This is a genomic window from Paenibacillus sp. S28, from assembly GCF_016624415.1.
In the GTDB taxonomy this organism is placed as follows: Bacteria; Bacillota; Bacilli; order Paenibacillales; family Paenibacillaceae; genus Paenibacillus_AQ; species Paenibacillus_AQ favisporus.
In genome coordinates this window covers 540,031-561,379 of record NZ_JACVTM010000001.1, presented here as the reverse complement: position 1 = coordinate 561,379, position 21,349 = coordinate 540,031, and the positions used below count along the sequence as shown (strand labels likewise).

Below are 21,349 nucleotides of genomic sequence, written 5' to 3'. Positions count from 1 at the left end.
CATAGTGGAAGTTCTACCAGCTAAACGAAAGAAGCCCCTTCACAGCAGCGCTTGGCGCCTGGAAGGGGCTTTAACTTATGCGTGAGAACTAATCTTTTACCGTGTTAAGCACTTGTTGTGCCTGATAAGGCTTTCTCGCCTTCTACATAGTCCGCGTATTCTGCGGCATACTTCTCCAGCTGCTCATCGCTGACTTCGCGGATTCTGCCAATGACAAACGGAGACCGATAAACCATCCCGGTCAGGTTTGCCGTCTGTTGGAAGGGACGGAGCAGCTCGCTATAAGAGTAATTGTGAAAGCCGCCGGCTTGGTACATGCTCGGAGAACCTCCGGAAGAGATGGCGATGATTAGCTCTTTTCCATTCAGCTTGACCCCGCCTGGTCCATGGGCCCATCCAAACTCGAACACTTCATCCATCCATTTCTTCAGTAAGGAAGGCGAGCTGTACCAGAAAAAAGGAAATTGAAGAACGACACGGTCGTGCGCCATAAGCAGCGCCTGCTCGGTTGCGATATCGATCTTTTCATCCGGATAGGCTTCATACAGCCGATGTACGGTCACATTGCCCCGCCGCTCCAGCTCTTCGGCCAGTCGCCTGTTGATCCGAGAATGCTCCAAATCGGGATGAGCAACGATCACAAGTGTAGCGGTCCTTGAGGATCGGTTAGTTTGGCTGGAATGCGTATCGTTGGTCAAGATCGAAGGGTTAGTCATTTCAAACATCTCCTTATCATCCAATTGCATTTCGGGATATGTCGATGTATTGGATAAAAAATAATATCGATATCACATATCTCGAATTATCGATTTGTTTTGTATATAAAAACTGAATTCATTGAATTGAATCCAGTCTCTATCATTACAGGTCTTTCTGGATGTACGAGGCGATGGCCTGAATCGCTTCTTCATCCCTTTTGTAATAGGTCCACTTGCCAATCCGGGTTGCATGGATCAGACCTGCCCGCTGCAGCACGGACAAATACTGGGATGTGGTCGATTGAGTCATGTTCAGCTTGGCAGTAATTTGGCTTACGCAAACCCCAACTTCGATCAGGTCCACCCCTTCCTGGGGGCCAAAATAGGCTGGAGGATCTTTCAACCACTCTAAAATTTGCAAACGCGCTTCATTGGACAATGCTTTAAACACTTCAATGGGTTCAAATGATTTCATGATTTTTATTATATCGATAATTCCCGATATGTCAACATGACGGTAAAAGTATTGTTAAACCCTTACTATCTGCAAGCCAACTAAGCCAACAACTTGTTATTTTGATTACACTTATACCTCATGTCACTGTATTTCATCGGACTCGTCTGTATCAGAATGAAAGACAAAGACCGGACCATGCCACTGCTCGTTTTGAAGAAATTCTTCGCAATAACGATCGTGTTGTGTATACTCTGAAATCACATGTTTCCAAAAAGCATACGCCGGCTTGTTGCCAACCGTTTGCCTGATCTCCCATATCCCTTTGAACTCCCCGAATAAGGTAAAGGCAGCTTTTTTGCCTACCCCTCTCCTCCGGTATTTTCTCATGATAAAAAAATCGCTGATTAAATTTGTTTTCTCAGCCTTGCTCAATTTCATATACTCCTGTGGTACATCCAGACTGACCAGAACAAATCCTGCGATTTCCCCGTCCACAGAGACCATAAAGGGCCTCCGATATTCATCTGTCCATTGGTGATCAATGTATTTGTATAAGTATTGACCGTGCCTGTTCAGCACATGCCCATCAAACTCACTGCTGTCGTAGCGGTATAGCTGTATGAGATTGTACAGCAGTGTCTTATCTTCATAAGGAATAAGGCACAACTTAAAATCCATAAATTCATTTCCTTTCATTTGATTTCCGCCGAAATCATCATTTCGTCAACAATCGTGCTCCGCAATCGGCGTAGGTCCCGGACCGGCGGCATCCCAAACATCCGGGCATATTCCCTGCTAAAATGCGACGGACTCTCGTATCCGACCTGAAACGCAGCTTCCGCCGCATCGATCGATTCGGAGAAGAGCAGCCGGCGCGCCTCTTGCAAACGGATCTGCTTTTGGTACTGGATCGGACTCATCCCTGTGACTTCCTTGAAATAATCGTACAAAGACGAAGTGCTCATACGGGCCTCCGCAGCCAATTCTTCTACGCGAAGAGGAAGGGCAAAATCGCGGTTAATCTTCTCAACCACCCCCGCGATTCGCTGTGCGTGGCTTCCGATCACGGCAAATTGCATCAGAGATGCGCTGTGCTCGTTCTGAAGAACCCGGTAAATAATTTCCCGCATGGCATAGGGCGCAAGCACCGGAATATCACTCGGTGTTTCGACCAGTTTCACAAGCCGCAGCACGGCATCCAGAAGCGTATCGTTGAGCTGGCTTACCTTCAACCCCCGGCTGGTCTCATTCCCAGCTCGGATGGCATCATCAGATGCTTGAATCACATCAAGAATTTGGTTCATATCAAAAAGGATCTGCAGGCTTAAATACGGCGTTTCATTCGATGCCTCCATCACTTGCCCTGTAATCGGTAATTGGACTGAAGCGGTTAGGTAACTACTCGGGTCATACTGATACACCTCTTGTCCCAGCATAACCACCTTGGAACCCTGCGCTACGACGCAAAGGGACGGCTCATAGACAGAATATACCGGTTCGGATAACCGGGAAGAGCGAATGAAGCGCAAACCGGGAACTTCTGTCTCATGCGTACCGTCCTCCGGTGTGAACTTCTCGATGATCCGGAGCAGTTCATTTCTTTGTTTCTCGAACCATTCATCCATCCTCTTCTTCCCCCTTTGATCAATATGATTAGCTTAACTTTATCCGCTTCTGGAGGATTAGGCAATCATCTTGTATGATCCGGCTACCGTCCCTATTCCCGAAAGAACGATAATGAACATGTAAGAAATGCGAAACAGGGTCCGGATAACATAACTGTAGAAAACGATGACAAGGCAGAATTCAATCCGGTTTTCGCAAAGGAAAGGAGAATATTCAATGGCTGCACAAAACGTACAATCCCATCCGTATGTCGGCATGTGGGTGACAAAAGACGGTTACATCCGGCATGAGCTGCTGCCGAACGGGCGGTATGACGAAGCGCGCGGTAATCGGAAGAGCGCTTATCAAGGCAGGTACACCATTGTAGGCGACCATATCGAATATGTGGATGATACAGGGTTTACAGCGGACGGCGACTTCCGTGATTCGGTGCTCTACCACGCCGGCATGATTCTCTATCGTGAAAATTAGCAGGGAGATGCCCCTTTTTCATCACAGGAGTTCGAATCGAGCAACTTAGCATAAATCAAATCCAAAGGAGAAATGTTCAATGTCCGAAATCAATGGAAAAGTAGTTGTTATTACAGGTGCAAGCAGCGGGATCGGCGAAGCTACAGCGAAGCTTCTCGCCAGCCGGGGCGCCCACGTCGTCATGGGGGCCAGACGCGTAGAAAGACTGGAAGCACTGGCTTCCCTTATTGAGGCAGAAGGAGGCTCCGCCCTATATCAACAGCTGGATGTAACGAATATCGAGCAAATGCAGTCCATCATCCGCTTGGCGCAAAGCAAGTTCGGACGGGTCGATGTCATCGTGAACAATGCCGGCGTGATGCCTCTATCACCATTGGAAGCTTTGAAAATCGACGAATGGAACCGGATGATCGACGTCAATATCCGCGGGGTTCTGCACGGCATTGCCGCAGGTCTACCCGTAATGAAGGAGCAGCAATCCGGCCATATGATTAACGTGGCTTCCATCGGGGCTTATTCGGTCACGCCGACGGCGGCGGTATACTGTGCAACCAAATACGCCGTTCGCGCCATCACGGAAGGTTTGCGGCAGGAAATTGATGCAGACATTCGGGTAACGCTCGTTTCTCCCGGCGTAACGGAATCCGAGCTCGCTGAGAGCATTACGGATGACGGGGCAAGGGAATTTATGAAAACGTACCGGCGTAACGCTCTTCCTGCTTCCGCTATTGCCCGAGCCATCGCCTATGCGATCGAGCAGCCGGCGGACGTCGATGTGAACGAGCTGGTGGTTCGCCCCACAGCCCGGCTTGGATGATACGATGAATAAATAAAAATTAAGCATCCTAATGCGAATCAGGCAGCCGGTCGACAAAACGATCCGGCTGCCTGATTGTTTTTAAGCGGTTAGAAGTCCCGCTCATATCGTACTTCCTCCGGTACCTCTTTGAACCCCACGGCATGATACAAGGATAAGGCCGATGAATTGGCCGTTTCAACCTGCAGTACGGCACACTCACATCCGATATGTTTGAGATAGGTCAGCGCTTGGTACAGCAAATGCTTGGCAATGCCCTGTTGTCGCCAAGGTTCTCTGACAAAAACATCCTCGATGACGCCATCCCCCTCTGCATCCACCCATGCCATCACGCTGCCGACCAGCGTATCATTCTCCCTGACGACAAAAGAAGTCCACGCTCGATTCTTCCGGTTTTCCATGAGCCGCTCCATCCCAATGGGAGCCCCCGGCCAAATTTCCATGTCTGCTGCCAAGTATTCATGGATGCTGGCTTCCGACGGCATGTCCCACTGGATACAGCGATTAGGTGCGGAAAGAGCCAATGGATCCATTTCTCCAACCAGTGCTCTTTGCATGGTATACAAACTTTTACTGTAACTGAATCCTTTCGATATAAAATATTGGGTGTTGTTCACTTCCGTGGACTGGTTACCGATCCCAATCAACGTCTGGTGAGCTGGGGGAAGGGCTGCTTTCAACTCGTAAGCCCTATTCAGTAAAGGTTCGTATAGCAGATCATAGAGATTATAGTCATTCTCCCTTTCCGGACGCGTCTTCAAGTTGAGATAGATACGGTGTTTATGGTCCTGCGGGCTTTCAGCCGGGATTTCCGAAATAACGCTGACCTGCCCTTTTCCGATGATTCGTTCTCCCTCCAACGCAATGAACACATTCGGCCAATTGGCTTCGTCTCCAACCCACCAGAACACCGTTTCTCCCCTTGAAGTTACGGCAGCATACAAATCACCCAGCATCTGAAAATCTTCATTCGTAAAATGGCGGACTCCAATCAGTGTCATTCACGAACCTCACTTTTGAATGATCTGTAACTCTTCTCTAACAGGTTGATTTTACCATTTTACGTTACACTTGTTTGGTAACATTCGTTTATATTCGTTTTGGAGGTTACCGAAGATCAGGCGGTCAATTAGGACATGGCTTGCTGGTCTAACCACTCCTTTTGCGTAAGACCGTAAATGACTCTGTCTAAATATAGGTCATGTAAACGTTCGTAATTCCGGATAATCCCTTCCTGCGTGAAGCCCAATCGTTCCGGAATCGCTCGGCTCCTGATATTGCCTGCAGCTGCGCCGATCTCGACTTTACGAAGCCGCAGATCACGGAACGCATGAGCGACAAACGTACTGCATGCAGAAGTCATTAAACCATTCCCCTCAAATGAAGAGCCTAGCCAGTAGCCTATTTCTGTCCGACCCGCTTCCCAATCGATCCCTAGAAAACCTATGGACCCTGCAATCTGTTCCTTATACCATATCCCAGCCCAGTACCCATCGTTATTGGCGAATCTTTTTAATGACCTGCTTATAAAAGCTCTTGTGTCCTCGACTTTATGCGTAAGATCAGGAAACTGAAGCCACTGCCGTATAGATTCACGACTGCTGTCAATTAAATGATAAAGCTCGTTCGCATGCCTGTCTTCCAGAATCGAAATGTATGTATCATCATTGACTATAGCCTTGTACATCGAATGACTCCTCCTTTGTCAAACATTAACGTTCTTTAATTAAGATCTTAGTCTCTCGTATCAAAATTATGAAGGGATATGAACAGCTATACAATGAATTTTCTGAAGAAAGCATTGCAAATCCATGGAGTATATTTTATTATGGATATTGTAGGTCTATAATATTATCGAACTGAAAGGAGGATCTCACTTGAACCATCCCTCTTCTCTATAAGTATTTTGGTGTGAGGTTTACGATGGTTTCGGTCAAGCAAGAGCCTTATCGTTTTAAACATACAGACAAATTTATTTTTTTGTTCCAATTATGGATATAACAGATCTATGGAGGTTTAAAAGATCATGAGCGATTTTTTTAATGAAGCCCGCTGGGAAAAAGCGTGGAAAGAAGATCCCGACACCTATATCAACAGGTCCAAACAGGCCGGCATCGACCCTTCTCGAGACTTTGATCATAAAGCCAAGGCTTTCCATGAGCAGTCATTTAGCCCGGAGGGAAGAAAACGAACCCATCGGATCTTGAACTGGATTGAGGGACAAGGGGTATCATTTAAGAATGCCTCAGTGCTGGACATCGGCGCCGCTTCGGGCGTATTTTCGGTGCCGTTTGCAGAACGGGGAGCCCGTGTAACGGCCGTTGAGTCCTCTCCTCCACAAGTTGAATTGCTGAAGGAAAACATAGCCAAGTTTGACGAAGGCCAATTAAAGATTATGCCCGTACCGTTTGAGGAAATCGACGTTCAAGCCAATGGCTTGAGCCAGGCTTTCGATCTCGTCTTCGTTTCGATGTGCCCGGTCATTCGCGACTGGGAGAGCGTAGAGAAAGTGCTCCAATGTGCCCGAAAATTCTGTTATATCAGTCTGCCTGTTTCTTCTGCAGAACATAGTCTGGTCAACGAAATTTGGCCGCTCGTCACCGGCGAAGCTTACAAGTCCAAACCAGCGGAAATGGGATATTTGCTCCATTTACTGTATCTCAAAGGCTATTCCTATGAGTCCCTAGTCACCAGGGAAACGAAAACGGTAGAGATGTCGAAAGAAGAGGCGCTGCAGGAGATGATGAGCTGGCTTCGCAGACATGGTCTTCCTGTCGATGAGCGCAACCAAACAATCGTTGCAGACTATCTGGACCAAGCATATCCGTCTGGACAAGTAACCTTCCAACAGGGCGGGCGTTTTGGCAAAGTACTGATTCGACTGCAGGATCAGAACATGTACACCAGAGAGATTTGAGTCGGGAAATCTATTATTGAAAGGAAGATAACGATGGCGATTCAGCATGCAACAGACGCAACGTTTAAAAATATGATGCAGACAGAAGGCGTAACGGTCGTGAATTTTTGGGCATCATGGTGCGGTCCTTGTAAAATATTTGCTCCTATTCTGGAGGATTTTGAAAGGGAAACAAGCGGTTCGGTTAACGTGATTAAAGTGAATGTAGATGATAACCCGGTGACCTCTTCCCAATTTCAGATTATGAGCATACCGACCACCCTTATTTTTAAAGATGGCAAGCTCGTTTACCAGGAATCGGGGATTCTGCCGAAACAGATTTTGAAGGAGCTCACGGCCTAAGGCATAAATCAAGGGCAGCAAAATCAAAGCCGGAATTCCTTCAACTGGAATCTCCGGCTTTTGCTTATCGTTCAATCTTGTACCTCAAGGTGGCCGATCTATCGCTGATTCTGAATCCAAAGGTTTACTGCAAATGAATCCCCATGACCTTCCAATCACCTTTGCGGATATAAACATCAACATTCTTATCGTCTAACGTTGTCACATAATAATATTGTGAATCACGATTCATACCCTGGATGTCGGATGTTCTCTTGCATTGAATCGTCGGGCTCAGGCGTGCCATAAACTGATAAGTCTGTTCATTTTGCGAAAGAGACTTGATTTGATCAACAGCGTGGTTAGCAATGATCGTGTTCAATTGCTTTTCAAGAGATACTTGGCCTCTGGTTTGGGGATTGTTGTACATAATCACAATAAAGAACAACAACAGAGCGATCCCGGTACACGCAAGTGCAAAGATGCCTTTCTTAAGATTCAAGCGGTACTCCCCTTTCCATACAGTGAGAGCCTTTCTGGGGCCCTGATCTGACACACTGGATATGGCAACACTACATTTCAATCTCACAGCCGTCAAAGGAGCGGCCATCCGCGATGATTTTCACCGCCTCTGTTATTGCATCCTTCTGAAAATCATTCAGTTGACTTTCATCACCATCCCAATCCTGCAGCCACCAGAAGAAGGAACATATATTTCGGTAATCCATAAACAAGGGAATCCGCTGAATCCAATGAGAGTCCAATTGATGATGCTTGAAGTACCCTGCAAGAAAATCATCCAAAAATCTCCGGGAAAATTCATTTTTTGACTTTCGGTCTTCTCCAGGGGACCCCCACCAAACCGCATGTGCTGAAGCAATGGCAATGTCCAGTGCATACCAGCCATAAATGCAGTCGTCAAAATCAAATACGGTAATCGTATCTCCGTCGATCATGAAATTGTAGGGATGAAAATCATTGTGGATCAGCCCATAACCATTGTCATTCCGAGGGAGCGAATCAATTTGATCTTCAATGCTTTGTAATTTTTCGAGAAGCACCCTGTACTTCCCACGCTGCAAATTCGGATTGCTGAACCCGCTCTTGCTCCAATGATCTCTTTGCCTACCCTTCACCAAAGGTTTATAGGACTTCGAATGCTTGTGCATCTTCCCCATGGTTTCTCCCCATGCATGGTAGATGTCTGTCCCCCATAAGTGAGGGTTGCCTTTATCGAAGAATTTTCCCGGTGCCATGCAAAAAACAGCGGCAATAAAACATTGCCCGTCTTCTTCATACACGGCGGTTAGCTGTTGATCCTTCGTTAAGATCGGCATAGAGGCGTTTACGCCATGGTGTACCAAATCGTGTACCCATTCCAATTCGGCGTGTATCTTTTCTGCATAGGCGAGAGGCTTAGCTGATATCCGCAGGAAATAATATTCATTGTTTTTCGAAAACCGGTATACCTCATTCGTTGAATGGCTAACAAACTCCAGCGTATTCACATCAAAGTCAAACGATGCGGCCGCTTTGGACAAAATATCCGCTGTGACCATTTGAAACCTCCGTATCTTCATGTTTGCGAACCGATTTTCTGCCCGCCCTGGATTTCATTTTTTATTTCTGTAACAGGAGTCCCTGAAAATAGGGCTCACCCTCTTTTAAAGGAACGGTTTGAAAGCTGATTTCCTTGAAATATTGTCCCGTTAGCGCTCGGATAGAACAATCTGAATAAGAGGCGAAAAACCGTTTTGGCTCACACCAGTCGTTTTCCCAAACCCCCTCGGAATCTGTACCTCCATATAGTCCCATATAAAATAATCCATCAGGCTTCATCACTCGTTTGATTTCCGACAGCACGCCGCCTATTTCATTTTTGGGCACATGCAGCAGACAGTTTAAGGCGTAGACAGCATCAAACGAATCGTCCTCAAATGTTAGATGATAGAAATCCATCACATATGCCTGCAGCCCTCTTTCTCTGCAGTAACGCACCATTTCACTGGATAAATCAATGCTGGTTACCTTTAGACCATGATCTTTAAAGTAAAGGCTGTCTATCCCTGTTCCGGCACCGATTTCTAGAAGTTTCCTTTTACCTGAATCCTGCAGGTGGTTAAGAAACCTGTCCCTCTCGATCACCTTCCAATCCGCCGGATTCGCGTTTGCTCTTCGGTGTGAATCGATATCATACGATTTCGCCAGATTTGTTTTATCCATTTCTTTATCCCGCCTTATTCACGATTTAACCCCTGCAGCTCATCCAATACAAATCGGCCGTTCTCCCTGACCAAGACGTCATCAAACCAAAGCCGGCCGCCGCCCCACTCCCCGCACTGATTTAGCACGATATCCCAGTGGATGGAGGACAAATTGGCATGTTCGCATTGGTTTGGGGCACTTCAGATGGCCAGATGGATACTTCCCCATATCTTTTCGTCAAACACTTTACTTTCTTACTCGTATCATTTGGCGCTCTTTCCACTCAAAATTGTCCCCCAATGGAAAAGTGGACAAATCAATTACAAGATCATCCTTGTTAGGCAACTCCCAGGATCGATCAAATCCGTAATGCGTGCAAGAGTACAGTTCCAATTCTTCACCAGTCTTTAAATGACGATCAATAAACCGAAACAGCTCCGTTATGCATTTTTTGCTGCATTGGAAAGATTCAGGGGCAGACCGTTTCTTTGCATCACTCATCTCGAATGAGCCTCCATCAGGGTCTACCTGATAAATGTATGGCTGCCGGAACGGGCACGAAGCGTCTACTGATTTCATAGGGCCCGCTATATACAAGCCAGCTGCGTCCAATTCCGTTTCGAAGATATCCATCAGCTGATCCCCCTCCGGGTCCTTTTCCAGTAGGGCTTGCATCACAATCTGATCTTTCGCCGATGGGTTCACTTTTTCAATGTAATCCCGAATGGTCATTACCGTTTTGTTCATACCGAAGGAGCCGGTAGGAAGCTCTCGGCTTGAAGCGATATAGTAGTGTTGGGTCATCAGGGTTACTCCTCGAATTCATTTGGCAGGTCTTGAGTTAATCCGAAATGATGGGCAATAATATGTACGATTCTTTTGGAGGCGAGCCCGTCACCAAATGGGTTTCTCGCATTTGCCATCAGATGATAGAGATCCGGGTCCGTTAATAGTTTATTGGCTATGCTAAAAATAGAATCCTCTTGGGTTCCGGACAGGTAAACGGCATTCGCCGCAACAGCCTCTGGCCGTTCTGTAGTATCTCGCATCAGGATCAACGGTTTATTAAAAACGGGTGTTTCTTCTTGAAGTCCGCCTGAATCACTTAATACAAGATGAGAACGGGATAACAGATTGATCATATCAGGGTATTCAATGGGATCAAGCAAATGGATCCGATCATGACCGGACAACATCGTAAATGCGGTATCTTGGACATATGGACTCAAATGAACCGGATAAACGATATGGACATCTGGATGTTCATCAGCCACACGTCGGATCGCCTTGAACATTTGCTGCATAGGTTCCCCATAATTTTCCCGGCGGTGGGCCGTTACAGTAATCAATCTTCCTTGGAGTTGGACAAGATCGTTTAATTGTTCATTATGAAACTTATAATCAGCTTTGTTGGTAAGAATTGCTGCATCGACGGCAGTTTGACCGGTAATAAAAATATGTTCGGAATCATAACCCTCTCTATTCAAATTGTTCTTGCTAACAGATGTCGGCGCAAATAGTAAATCTGTAATAACATCGACAATTCTGCGATTTACTTCTTCGGGCCAAGGCGAATATTTTTGATGAGAACGTAAGCCTGCTTCGACATGCCCAACCGGGATTTTATGAAAAAATGCTGTCAAGCTTCCGCACATCGCAGTCTGCGTATCTCCATGAACCAGTATCATGTCAGGCTTGTCCTCATTAATGATGTTGTCGAGTCCAACAATCGCAGCCGAAGTTAAGTAGGCCAGTGATTGATTTTCTTTCATCAAAGCCAAGTCGACATCGGGTTGAATATTAAAATGTGAAAGAGCCTGAGATAATTGTTCTCGGTGCTGGCCGGTAACAACCACCTTCGTCTCAAACCATTCTTGATGATGGCGCAATTCTTGAATCACCGGGCACATTTTCGTCGCTTCGGGTCGAGTGCCGAATATAACCATTATTTTTTTCCTCATTGTCGATTATCTCCTTTGGAAAATCCTCTTCTCTGCCACGATTTTATACCGTTTCCATAATATTACTTCGTTGCGAAGCACCACATCTCCTTTTGTTCAGGAATGACTCCCTTTATAACCCAAACAGGCCGCCGTTTTTCGGCAGCCTGTAGCTTGTTTAACCTGGTATGTATTATTGTGCTTTTTCGTCCAACGCCTTCAAAATTTGATTCGCATAATCATCCCACGCTGCTTCGTCGGTGTTGATTTCCATTCCAGGAATGAGCGATTGTTTCATACATATGTGCAGCTTTTCCTGATCCTCAACAAACTTGCGGCAAGCTTCGTCTGCAGACGGATGATTCGCCATGACATAGGACCGCCAGGCTTCGCCTCGGCTTTCAACAAATCGGGTCGTAACAGCTTCCGGAGACAAGGTCAAAAGAACGCATTTTGCATTGAGACGCAGCAATCGCTGTTCCAAAGCCTCAATTTCTGAATGATCTGCGAATGCCGCACGATGATTCAGATGAAATCTCTCCAAGATGAAAAAAATTCCGTTAGACGGTTTCGTTTGACCCAGAGATTCAATCCAACCGTGCAGCTGTTCAAGATAAGCGATATGCTGATTTAACAGCTGGATATGTTCATTTTGATCCAAGGACCTCAGCACGCCGTGATCGGAATGCAGGATTTGCGAGTAATGTTCACTTAGCGCGATCAGCGTTCGCTCGGCATGCGAACTTGAACTATGTACTCTTTTTAATGCAGATAATACGGATGTTTTCCCAGTTGTGGATAAACCTTCGAGTATGACGCCGCGAATCAAGCCGTTCACCTCTTTCGATAACCATTCGATACGGTACGCAAGAGCCGGTCAGCTGAACCGGCCCCATGCAACCGTTTACCAGATATCAATCATCCCGCTTCAGCTGGTGACTTCCAGCCGCCCTTTAAAAAACAATTCGGAAGGCTCGGTTGTATCCATTTCGCCATCCAAGATCCGCTTCACATCAGCCAGTGTATCATAAAGCGTCAACCATTCACCCGGTTTTTTTGTATAGGGCTCGGATACGTAGAAAGGCTGTGCAAGATAAGCTTCGAGCCTTTCGCCCCGTTGGTACAGCAGCAAATCACTATCGGAAATTTTCTCCGCGCCCAGTACGGTCACCAGCGATCTCAGTTCTCTGTAACGGCGGAGCAGTTTCCGTGCCGCTTGCTGGGTGGTCAGATGAACGGCATCCAGATGCGCTCCCTCCAGAACAGTTGAGGTCGACCCGATCGGATCGATAGCCGGATAAATGCCTCTGCTGATCAGATCAGTGTCAAATCTCCACAGGGTGTCCAAAGGTCCATACGCATTATCATCGTCAGCCGCTTCACACTTAATATCTACAAGGGCGATCGTGATGGGCCGGGCTCCCACCTCTTTAAGACGATCTCGCAAGGATAATAACTCGCCGGATAAAACTTTGCTCCGATCAACACCCAGGAGGATATCTTTTTCCCCGCGCAGCTCCACAATTTGCTGATAAACGTCCTCTTTGGCCGAATGGGAAAACTCGGATTGTTCCTGAACCAGCTCGACGCCCGAAATGTCCGATTGCGGGTCCCAAAACACGGTTGCGAATCCCCGTTTCTTCATGCGGAGCATCAGCTCTGCGAGCATAACGAGCTGCCCCATGTTCGGCCGTGCCACAAATCCAACGGTTCCCCCGCGAACTACCGGGGCGAGCAAGTCCAACGCTTTTACACCTGTCTCGATCATACGAACACCACTCCCTCTAATAATGAGTTCATCAAGACTGCACCCCGCCAAAGAAGCAAGAGCCACCAACGTCCTTACTTCAGCGCGGCCGACGGGGATTTTACCTGTACATAGATTGGAAACCGTTGCCGCTCTTAGACCAGCCTCCCGTGCCGCCGTCGTTAGATTGGGTACGCGTCGGCGCAGCAGCGGAACGTTAAGCTGTAACTCCTCATCCATTTTTTAGCACCTCCTTACTTTGTATAGTAATTTATTTTACTCTATAGCGCAATAGATAATTAGGGAAAATTTGTGATTTGTGTTACCTTGTACCCAAGACATATTTAAAACTTCAACATTTGAGTGAAAACCGAGGACTCTAATACAAATTGGTAACTCACTCACCCATTCGCGGCAGCCGATCAGCACACCAAAAAAGCCACCTTTGTTTGAAATCAGGGTGGCTTTACACATCCATATGCTTCAGTACGTTACATTAGCTTTCCTTTGGCCGGTGGGTTTTCGTAAATTGTTCAAAAAACGGCGTAGTATCCCGGGCGGCCATCGTCGTTTTACTGCCCGCGGTCCATCCGATTTCTGCTCTCCAGCTGCCGAGCATTCCTTGGTGCAACAACGCCTCTTCGCTGACCTCTACGGATCGGTCCGCATAAGGGGCAACATACAAAGCATCAACTGGACAATACGCTTCGCACATAAAGCATGTCTGGCAGTCTTCCTGCCTGGCGATCACAAGCTGTCCATCCTGCATATCAAACACGTTGGTTGGACAGACCTTTACGCAAATGGAACAACCGATGCACCGCTCCCGGCTGACCAGCTCGATCATAAGACCATCCCCTCCTCCGGCGTGAGTTCGGACGCATGAGGAACCTTTTCCGCCCGGATGTGAATTCGGTCGACCCCCGACAACAGGAGACGGTGGGTCTGACGGGGATCCAGCTGGGGGTATTCCGCAAAGGCATGCAGCCCGCGGCTCTCTTTGCGCGCAAGGGCGGCCGAGTACATCCATCTCGCCGTAGCCACCATGCCTGCCGCTTCCCGGGCACGCACACGATGACGGTGATCGTCAGATACGCTGTCATGCAAAAAAGGAACAAGCCCGTGCAAACGGTCGAGAGACGCCCTGATGACCGGTTCGCTGCGGAAAAAGTTAATCGACAAGGGAAACACCTCGCGCTGAACGGCCGAGATGATTTCCGGGACGTCCATCAGCCGGCCGGCGTCGGAGTGCTGCACCAAGCCATATCGTCCTGCCGGCGTCAGATCCCGCTTACAGGCATCCCCGGATTGGGATAGTGCATACTGCGCAGCACCTTCACCCGCCCAGTTTCCGCTGCATATCGCCCAGGAAGCGTTATACGCTCCTCCGCCTGAAATGGCGCCCGTTACTTTCTCTCGCGAGGCGGCATCGCCCGCTGCATATAAACCCGGAACGCTCGTGCGGCAGTCATTCCCGGTGAGCCGCAGCCCGCCCGTCCCGCGCATCGTCCCTTCGTACCGGAGCGTGAGCGGAAACTTATCCCGGAACGGATCGATGCCTGCGCGCTCGAGCGGCATAAAGAAGATCGGATGCGCGTGACGAAGAAACCGCCGCTTCTCCTCCGTGTCGGCCAAATTGATCGAGGCGTACACCGGTCCTTTCAGGAGATGCTGCTGCAGACTGCCGAAGGCACGGTCACCCCGGCCGATCACGCGTCCTTCTTGATCATAGAGCGTAGACCAAGCCAGCATTCTCCCCCGGGTCACACTGCCAAAGGCGGCGCTCGGCGCATATTGGCGGCTGAATTCCATCCCGGAAAGCTCGGCTCCCGTTTCGGCGGCCATAAGCAGTCCCTCGCCGGTAAGTACGTTGCAGCCCAATCCATTGCTCAAAAACGCACAGCCGCCGGTAGCCAGAACGACCGCATTGGAGCGCACTTCCCATTCTCTGCCCGTCAGCCGGTTCATGCCTCTTGCTCCCCCGACGCCATTCGCATCGTGCAGCAGCTCCAGCGCAGGGGACTGATCTAATATGCGCACACCGGCCTGCCGGACCGCCCGGCGCATCAGCTTCATATATTCGGGGCCGTGCAAATGCGTGCGGAGCGGATTCCCGTTATCATCTTTCGGAAAGGGATATCCCCATTCTCCGACTTTTTCCAAATAGGTCTCCACCTCATCCAGGACCCGGTGAATCCAGGCATTCTCCGACAGATAGCCGCCTGCCTTGAGCCTGCTCTGTACGGCATCTTCCCGCAGCTCGGCAACCGGAGGAATCACCAGCAGGGTTGTTCCTCCAGGTGCCGTCGCACCGCTGCTGCCCAAGAAGCCTTTATCCGCAAGCACAACCCTTGCTCCCTTGGACGCGGCTCTCCATGCCGCCCAAGCGCCAGCTGGCCCGCCACCAAGAACCAGTACATCCGTGGTTAATTGAATATCCATTTTGGGTGCCATCCGCTGCAATCCCCCTATCGTCCTGTACGTGGTTATTTCAGCACCCAGTCGTTCATATCAAAATCTTTTTTCGCAAGCTTTTCTTCAACCAGAAAGTCTTTCGTTCCTTCAATCAGCTTTAAGCCGTCATCGGTAAACGGCGTATCCTTGATCTCGCTGATCGGACTAATCTTCTTGATAATATCCGGAGTCGTTCCCTGCGCATCCGCGACAAATTGGTAGTATTCGTTTTCGTGCTGCTTTAAGTCATCCAGCGCCTTTTTGCGCGCTTCGTTCCAAATTTTCGGAAAGTCGGGGAATTTGGCCAGAAAAGCGTCGGACACGACGGTAGCACTCGTACCGATCAGATCGGGATGTTTGGTGGCATCGTCAAGCAGCGGATAACCTTCGTCAATCTGCTTCATGGCCTGCACGCCATTGTTGGTCAACGCGTCGACATCCCCCCTTGCCAAAGCTGCCTGCGCATCGGGAATCAGCATGTGAACCAGCTTATAATCCTTCACGCCCTCCTGCTTGAGCAGGCCAACGACATAGCGGTGCATAAAAGATCCCTTTTGAATGGCAATCGTTTTGCCTTCCAAATCTTTGATGGACTTAGCTCCGCCTTTTTTGGCAAACAAGTACCCGATGGAATAGGTCGCTGGCTGGGAAATCAAACGTGTTTTCGCGCCGGAGGCGTAAGCGATGATCGCCGGTGTATCGCCAAGGCTGCCCGCGTCCAGCCGGCCGCTGACTAATGATTCCGTTTGGTCGGGTCCGTTAGGGAAGCCGGTCAGGTTCACCTGCGTAATCCCATGCTTCTTCAGCTCCTCCTGAATAATCCCTTTATAGAATCCCCAGCCTTCAGCTCCGCTTGACGGCACATTTAATTTATTGATCCCGATGTAGCCATAATTGAGCACAGTCGGCTTATCCGCGGCAGCTTCGGCAGCATCCCCGGTGCGCTTGGACGGCGAGCAGCCCTGAACCACGATGACGGCTAGCAGACCTGCAAGAATGACAGCTGACTTCCAAAAGCGGCCGTGTTTGGTGTTTTTATGATGCGTTGTCTTCATGATTGGCTCCCCCACTTCAGTCGATAATTAAAATCCGCTCCGCTTCGACAGCTGATACATATATTCGTGACTAGCGACAGGCTTGCGGCCTTTCCCCCAGCCAACCTTCTCCCGGTATCCTCCCATTAGGCCTTGTTCTGACAGTTCGCTTTCCGTGACACCGATGACCGACTCGGATTCCGGGGCGACATACAAGGCGTCGACAGGGCAGTACAGCTCGCACATAAAACAGGTCTGGCAATCGCTTTGCCGAGCGATCACGGGAATCCCGTCAGCCACGCGATCGAATACGTTGGTAGGACATACAGACACGCATTGATTGCAGGCAATGCATTTGCTTTCACTGATAACTTCGATCAATGGACGACGACCTCCTTACGGACTTGTTCCGGACGAACCCACAATTGGTCCAATCCGCCTGTGATCAGGCGGTAGTGCTGATTGTCGTCCATCCCGGCAAAATCGCTGCGCTTATGCATGCCCCTCGATTCCGTCCGAGCCAAGGCGGACGTGTACATCCAACGGGCCGTTGCCGTCATGGCGGCCGCTTCCCTTGCTTTGACGCCATCCACGGTGTGCTCAATAGCCTGCTCCCGCTGCTCGTTCCATAAGCCGTTCAGCCTGTTCAAAGACTGGGTCATCACCTCACCGGTCCGGAACAGGTTGCGGTCATAAGGTTTGACCTCATCCTGAACGGCCTGCACCCATTCCGCTGCCCGGCTTGGTTTAACGCTGCCCTTGCCTTCCTCTACGATGGGCTGAGTGGACTTCCGCTCTAAATTGCGGCTTCCATCACGGGCACCCAGCTTCTTGACGTAGGCCGCCGCACCTTCTCCGGCGAAAGAGCCGGAGGACATAGCCCAAGCTGCATTGTGGCTCCCTCCTCCGGTAAACCCGCCGCAAATCAGCTCCCGGGTGGCAGCGTCTCCTGCAGCATAGAGTCCGGGCACATCGGTTGCGCAGAGCTCATCCGCCAGCCGGATGCCGCCGGTACCACGGACCGTCCCTTCCAGGCGAAGCGTAACCGGGAACGGGTCCGTAAACGGATCAATGCCGCGGCGGTCGAACGGCAAGAAGAAGTTGGTCTGGCCCACCCGGAGCAGCGGCTTCAAGTGTTCTGGCGCCTGATCGAGCACGGCGTAGACCTGCCGGCCCTCCATAAGATTACGAGCAATCACGGAGCGCCCGCGCTTGGAACCGGCTCCTTCGACAATCGTGCCGTCTTCATAATAGAAGCTGGCATAGCTGTAATAAGCCGTCTTTGTCACGGAGGAGAATGTCGGGCAAATCGCGTAGGCGTTGGAAAATTCCATGCCGGACAGATTCGCCCCGGCCTCAGCGGCCATTAGATACCCGTCGCCTGTGAGGACGTTGCAGCCGAGCGCTTTGCTGAGAAAGGCGCAGCCGCCTGTGGCGATCACAACCGCTCCGGCCTCCACCGTCCACGGGATACCCGTCTGCGTATTGACTCCCGCAGCACCTCCCACGCCATGCTCGTCGGCCAGCAGCTCCAGCGCCGGGCTGTGGTCCAGAATCGTCACGCCCGCCTTCCTGACGACCTTGCGCATGAGGCGCATATATTCGGGCCCCTGCAGGCTGCGCCGGTGCTGATTGCCCTCGTCATCCAGCGGGAACGGATACCCCCAGCCTGCCAGCTGATTCATATTGGCATAGGTGCGGTCGAGCACCCGGTTCATCCAGCGGTGTTCCGCCAGCCTTCCGCCCATGTCATAGCGGCTGGCTTTGGCTTCTTCCCTCAGCCGTTCATCCGGCTTCACATACCACACTCCCGTGCCTGAAGGCGCCGTTGCCCCGCTGGAGCCGCAATACCCTTTATCGGCCAGCACCACTCTGGCTCCCTTGGCTGCTGCCGTAACGGCGGCCCAAGTACCCGCCGGTCCCCCGCCGATCACCAATACGTCCGTTTTCAAATGCTGCGCCTGTTCCTGAATTGCCATTTGCCACGCCTCCTATTTTTTCGTAATTGGATTTAACCACGATAGGAATCACGCCAATGAAGCCACCTGCGCTCCAGCACGCGAACCAGCGAATCGATCAGCTTGCCTACAACCGCGAAGATCAGAATGCCGACAAAAATAACCGGGGTATCCGAGTTTTGCTTGGCTTCATTGATCATAAAACCGATCCCGGCCGTAGAACCTACGAGTTCCGCAACGACAAGGCTGATCCACGATACAGCCAGCGACAATCTGACGCCAAGCAGGATGCTCGGCAGTGCCCCGGGAACAATCAGCCGCGTGAAGCGTTGATACGGCTTGAATTCGAGCACCCTGCCCACTTCGAACCATTTACCGTCCACTTGGCGAATTCCCGTGTATGTATTGATGTACATGGGAAAAAAAGAACCGGAAATGATGATGGCAATCTTGGAGGTTTCGCCAAAGCCAAACCACAATATGATCAAGGGCGCGATGGCCAAATGTGGAACCAGCCGCAGCACCTGGATGCTGGGATCGAGCAAATACTCCGCCTTGCGGAACATACCGGTAAAACATCCGAACACCAATCCAAGCAGCCCTCCGATCGCAAATCCGACGAGCGTACGCTGTATACTCACTCCAATCTGATAGGCAAGATCACCCGAGGCAATGAGATGAATCAACGATTTCAGAATGACCCACGGCGTCGGCATAAATTCGGGCGATATCCAGCCTGCGACGCCTGCCCATTGCCATAACACCACCACCACAACCGGTATAATAGATGCCCACAACAGATCGGCCCACCATCTCTTGGAGCTCCTCGGCTGCCTGTTCGTTTGTACGATATCCGCTGTAACCTTAACTGCAGCCTCCCCAGCCGTGGGATTTGAATGTGGAGACGAATGGATATCTCGATCTTGTTTAACCGTTGTTTGCGGAATCGGTATTTCGCTTTGCAGGCTCATTTGAATACCTCCTTACCTGTTATAGCTTTCCTTCCACCTTAACAACCTGCGTTCCGCCAGCCGAACGATATAATCCGTAATGAGTCCCGCGGCCGCAAACACGATAATGCCTACGAAAACGACCGGCGTATCGGCAAACTGGCGGGCATCGGACATCATATAACCGACCCCGGAAGTCGAAGCAATCAATTCGGCTACCACCAGACCCAGCCACGATAACCCGATCGATAACCGGGTTCCCAGGAGGATGTTAGGAAGCGCCGCCGGGATCACCAGCCTTCTGATCTGCTGGATGCGGCTGTACCCGAGCACACGGGTCACTTCGAACCATTTGTTATCCACATTACGGATACCGAGATAAGTATTGATATAGATTGGGAAGAAGGCCCCTTTGGCGATCAGCAGAATTTTGGATTCCTCGCCAATTCCGAACCAAAGAATAAACAGCGGCACGACAGCAAGGCTCGGAATCATGCGGATCATTTGAAGCGTAGGATCAAGCATCTTTTCGACTTTCGCAAACAGACCGACCAGCATTCCGAACAAGAGTCCCAAGCTCCCCCCGAGCGCAAATCCTGCAAGTGCCCGCACGGCGCTGATCCGGAAATGATCCCATAAATCACCGGACTGGGCGAGGCCGACAAAGGCTTTCAGAATGACGAGAGGTGTCGGAAACAGCAAATCGGATATATACCCCAGCTGTCCGAAGATCTGCCACAAAACAAGGACGGCTACCGGCAGAATCAGTCCTAGCCCTAGAAGCTTCCACCTTCCGAAGCCCGCTCTGAGGGATGGTCCTTCTGCTGTAATTTCGTGACTCATACAATCACCTGCCTTTCTGACATGAATACAACAATTTTATATACCGGCCCCATCCGTAAGCTCTAACTCATCCAGGGAATCCAGCAGCTTAAGTACGCGAAGCCGAAGCTCTTGAAAGGATGACGTCGTTTTCTTCCGGGGATAGGGAAGATCGATCGGCACGATGCTTTTGATTTGACCCGGCCGCGGCTTGAGAATGACGACCCGGTTGGCCAGAAATACGGCTTCATCAATGTCATGGGTGACAAAAATCATCGTCGTCTGATTTCTGCGCCAAATATCCAGCAGCACATCTTGCATATGCGCTCTGGTGAAGGCGTCCAGTGCACCAAACGGTTCATCCAGCAGCAGCACCCGGGGATTGCGCAGCAGCGCCCTTGCGATCGCCACCCGTTGGGCCATCCCTCCGGACAGCTCCTTGGGATAGGCTTTTTCAAAGCCCCCAAGTTTGACCAGTTCGATGAGTTCATCGACCTTGCGCCTAACCTCGGGATCACGCAGTGACAAATCCGCAGCAATGTTTTTCTCCACCGTCAGCCAAGGAAATAGACGATGCTCCTGAAAAATAAACCCTTTGTCGATTCCCGGTCCCGTAATGTTCTGGCCGGCTAGTGTGATGGTGCCGGAATACTGTCCGTCCAGCCCGGCGATGATGCGCAGCAGCGTGCTTTTCCCGCAGCCGCTCGGACCGATGACCGTAATGAATTCTCCTTCCCGGATGTTCAAGTCCACTTTGTGCAGTGCTTCAACACGTCCTTTGGCTGTATCAAAGCTTTTACTCAGCGCCGTGATGCTTAGCAAAGTTTCCGCCATATGACTCTGCCTCCCTTTAGAAAATGATGCCGACAAGCCAAATCGATATTTTCCTACCCGATTACTTGGATATATGACAGCACTTTATCATTTTAAAT

25 protein-coding genes are annotated in these 21,349 nt (G+C 50.0%); 4 read left to right on the top strand and 21 right to left on the bottom strand.

What is annotated here, in order from left to right; all coding sequences use genetic code 11:
* Positions 1-104: 104 nt before the first annotated feature.
* From IAE55_RS02445 to IAE55_RS02430, 4 genes are all read right to left on the bottom strand, one after another.
* Positions 105-716, bottom strand: a complete 612-nt coding sequence (locus IAE55_RS02445) for an NAD(P)H-dependent oxidoreductase (RefSeq protein ID WP_200630826.1) — start codon at positions 714-716, stop codon at positions 105-107.
* A gap of 145 nt (positions 717-861) precedes the next feature.
* Positions 862-1,173: an ArsR/SmtB family transcription factor gene (locus tag IAE55_RS02440; RefSeq protein WP_200630825.1), complete on the bottom strand. Its 312-nt coding sequence runs from the start codon at positions 1,171-1,173 to the stop codon at positions 862-864.
* A gap of 123 nt (positions 1,174-1,296) precedes the next feature.
* Positions 1,297-1,851: a GNAT family N-acetyltransferase gene (locus tag IAE55_RS02435; RefSeq protein ID WP_234489244.1), complete on the bottom strand. Its 555-nt coding sequence runs from the start codon at positions 1,849-1,851 to the stop codon at positions 1,297-1,299.
* Positions 1,848-2,780 (bottom strand): AraC family transcriptional regulator, encoded by a 933-nt coding sequence (locus tag IAE55_RS02430; protein ID WP_200630824.1) that lies wholly within the window; start codon positions 2,778-2,780, stop codon positions 1,848-1,850. The genes IAE55_RS02435 and IAE55_RS02430 overlap by 4 nt, the downstream gene beginning before the upstream one ends.
* Positions 2,781-2,997: 217 nt before the next feature.
* Between IAE55_RS02430 and IAE55_RS02425 the strand changes: the two genes are divergently transcribed.
* Together IAE55_RS02425 and IAE55_RS02420 are read left to right on the top strand one after the other, a co-directional pair.
* A complete protein-coding gene (locus IAE55_RS02425; protein WP_200630823.1) occupies positions 2,998-3,252 on the top strand; it encodes an Atu4866 domain-containing protein in 255 nt (84 codons plus the stop codon).
* Between the two features lie 79 nt (positions 3,253-3,331).
* A complete protein-coding gene (locus tag IAE55_RS02420) occupies positions 3,332-4,069 on the top strand; it encodes an SDR family oxidoreductase (protein ID WP_200630822.1) in 738 nt (245 codons plus the stop codon).
* 89 nt (positions 4,070-4,158) lie between these two features.
* On the opposite strand, the gene IAE55_RS02415 is transcribed toward IAE55_RS02420, so the two are convergent.
* Together IAE55_RS02415 and IAE55_RS02410 are read right to left on the bottom strand one after the other, a co-directional pair.
* Entirely contained in the window at positions 4,159-5,070 is a 912-nt protein-coding gene (locus tag IAE55_RS02415; RefSeq protein WP_200630821.1) for a GNAT family N-acetyltransferase, read from the bottom strand.
* 128 nt (positions 5,071-5,198) lie between these two features.
* Positions 5,199-5,756 (bottom strand): GNAT family N-acetyltransferase, encoded by a 558-nt coding sequence (locus tag IAE55_RS02410; RefSeq protein ID WP_200630820.1) that lies wholly within the window; start codon positions 5,754-5,756, stop codon positions 5,199-5,201.
* Between the two features lie 339 nt (positions 5,757-6,095).
* On the opposite strand from IAE55_RS02410, the gene IAE55_RS02405 reads away from it, so the two are divergent.
* Both IAE55_RS02405 and trxA read left to right on the top strand, forming a co-directional pair.
* On the top strand, positions 6,096-6,986 hold the full coding sequence (locus tag IAE55_RS02405) for a class I SAM-dependent methyltransferase (RefSeq protein ID WP_200630819.1): 891 nt from the start codon (positions 6,096-6,098) through the stop codon (positions 6,984-6,986).
* A 33-nt stretch (positions 6,987-7,019) separates the two neighbouring features.
* Positions 7,020-7,328, top strand: a complete 309-nt coding sequence (gene trxA / locus IAE55_RS02400; RefSeq protein ID WP_145157271.1) for a thioredoxin — start codon at positions 7,020-7,022, stop codon at positions 7,326-7,328.
* 124 nt (positions 7,329-7,452) lie between these two features.
* Here the strand turns inward: trxA and IAE55_RS02395 are convergent, their stop codons facing one another.
* The 15 genes from IAE55_RS02395 to IAE55_RS02325 form a co-directional block, all read right to left on the bottom strand.
* A complete protein-coding gene (locus IAE55_RS02395; protein ID WP_145157270.1) occupies positions 7,453-7,809 on the bottom strand; it encodes a hypothetical protein in 357 nt (118 codons plus the stop codon).
* 70 nt (positions 7,810-7,879) lie between these two features.
* Positions 7,880-8,866 carry a phosphotransferase enzyme family protein gene (locus tag IAE55_RS02390; protein ID WP_200630818.1) on the bottom strand — a complete coding sequence of 329 codons (987 nt, stop codon included), beginning with the start codon at positions 8,864-8,866 and terminating at the stop codon, positions 7,880-7,882.
* Positions 8,867-8,927: 61 nt separating this feature from the next.
* A complete protein-coding gene (locus IAE55_RS02385; RefSeq protein ID WP_200630817.1) occupies positions 8,928-9,530 on the bottom strand; it encodes a class I SAM-dependent methyltransferase in 603 nt (200 codons plus the stop codon).
* Positions 9,531-9,758: 228 nt separating this feature from the next.
* Positions 9,759-10,316, bottom strand: coding sequence for a hypothetical protein (locus tag IAE55_RS02380; protein WP_145157266.1), 558 nt, complete (start codon positions 10,314-10,316; stop codon positions 9,759-9,761).
* A gap of 5 nt (positions 10,317-10,321) precedes the next feature.
* Positions 10,322-11,473 carry a non-hydrolyzing UDP-N-acetylglucosamine 2-epimerase gene (gene wecB / locus IAE55_RS02375; RefSeq protein WP_200630816.1) on the bottom strand — a complete coding sequence of 384 codons (1,152 nt, stop codon included), beginning with the start codon at positions 11,471-11,473 and terminating at the stop codon, positions 10,322-10,324.
* A 172-nt stretch (positions 11,474-11,645) separates the two neighbouring features.
* Complete coding sequence (locus IAE55_RS02370) at positions 11,646-12,281, bottom strand: hypothetical protein (RefSeq protein WP_186381868.1); 636 nt, start codon at positions 12,279-12,281, stop codon at positions 11,646-11,648.
* Between the two features lie 99 nt (positions 12,282-12,380).
* Positions 12,381-13,439, bottom strand: coding sequence for an ATP synthase beta subunit C-terminal domain-containing protein (locus IAE55_RS02365; protein WP_145157263.1), 1,059 nt, complete (start codon positions 13,437-13,439; stop codon positions 12,381-12,383).
* Between the two features lie 256 nt (positions 13,440-13,695).
* Positions 13,696-14,046: a 4Fe-4S binding protein gene (locus tag IAE55_RS02360; RefSeq protein ID WP_145157262.1), complete on the bottom strand. Its 351-nt coding sequence runs from the start codon at positions 14,044-14,046 to the stop codon at positions 13,696-13,698.
* Positions 14,043-15,653 (bottom strand): FAD-binding protein, encoded by a 1,611-nt coding sequence (locus tag IAE55_RS02355; RefSeq protein WP_145157261.1) that lies wholly within the window; start codon positions 15,651-15,653, stop codon positions 14,043-14,045. Before IAE55_RS02355 ends, IAE55_RS02360 begins: the two co-directional genes overlap by 4 nt.
* A gap of 32 nt (positions 15,654-15,685) precedes the next feature.
* Positions 15,686-16,708 carry an ABC transporter substrate-binding protein gene (locus IAE55_RS02350; RefSeq protein ID WP_145157260.1) on the bottom strand — a complete coding sequence of 341 codons (1,023 nt, stop codon included), beginning with the start codon at positions 16,706-16,708 and terminating at the stop codon, positions 15,686-15,688.
* A 27-nt stretch (positions 16,709-16,735) separates the two neighbouring features.
* Positions 16,736-17,068, bottom strand: a complete 333-nt coding sequence (locus tag IAE55_RS02345) for a 4Fe-4S dicluster domain-containing protein (protein ID WP_076166160.1) — start codon at positions 17,066-17,068, stop codon at positions 16,736-16,738.
* Positions 17,065-18,666 (bottom strand): FAD-dependent oxidoreductase, encoded by a 1,602-nt coding sequence (locus IAE55_RS02340; RefSeq protein ID WP_200630815.1) that lies wholly within the window; start codon positions 18,664-18,666, stop codon positions 17,065-17,067. Before IAE55_RS02340 ends, IAE55_RS02345 begins: the two co-directional genes overlap by 4 nt.
* Positions 18,667-18,698: 32 nt before the next feature.
* Positions 18,699-19,616: an ABC transporter permease gene (locus tag IAE55_RS02335; protein WP_145157258.1), complete on the bottom strand. Its 918-nt coding sequence runs from the start codon at positions 19,614-19,616 to the stop codon at positions 18,699-18,701.
* A 12-nt stretch (positions 19,617-19,628) separates the two neighbouring features.
* Positions 19,629-20,438, bottom strand: coding sequence for an ABC transporter permease (locus tag IAE55_RS02330; RefSeq protein ID WP_145157257.1), 810 nt, complete (start codon positions 20,436-20,438; stop codon positions 19,629-19,631).
* 36 nt (positions 20,439-20,474) lie between these two features.
* Positions 20,475-21,251: an ABC transporter ATP-binding protein gene (locus IAE55_RS02325; RefSeq protein ID WP_145157256.1), complete on the bottom strand. Its 777-nt coding sequence runs from the start codon at positions 21,249-21,251 to the stop codon at positions 20,475-20,477.
* Positions 21,252-21,349: the final 98 nt, after the last annotated feature.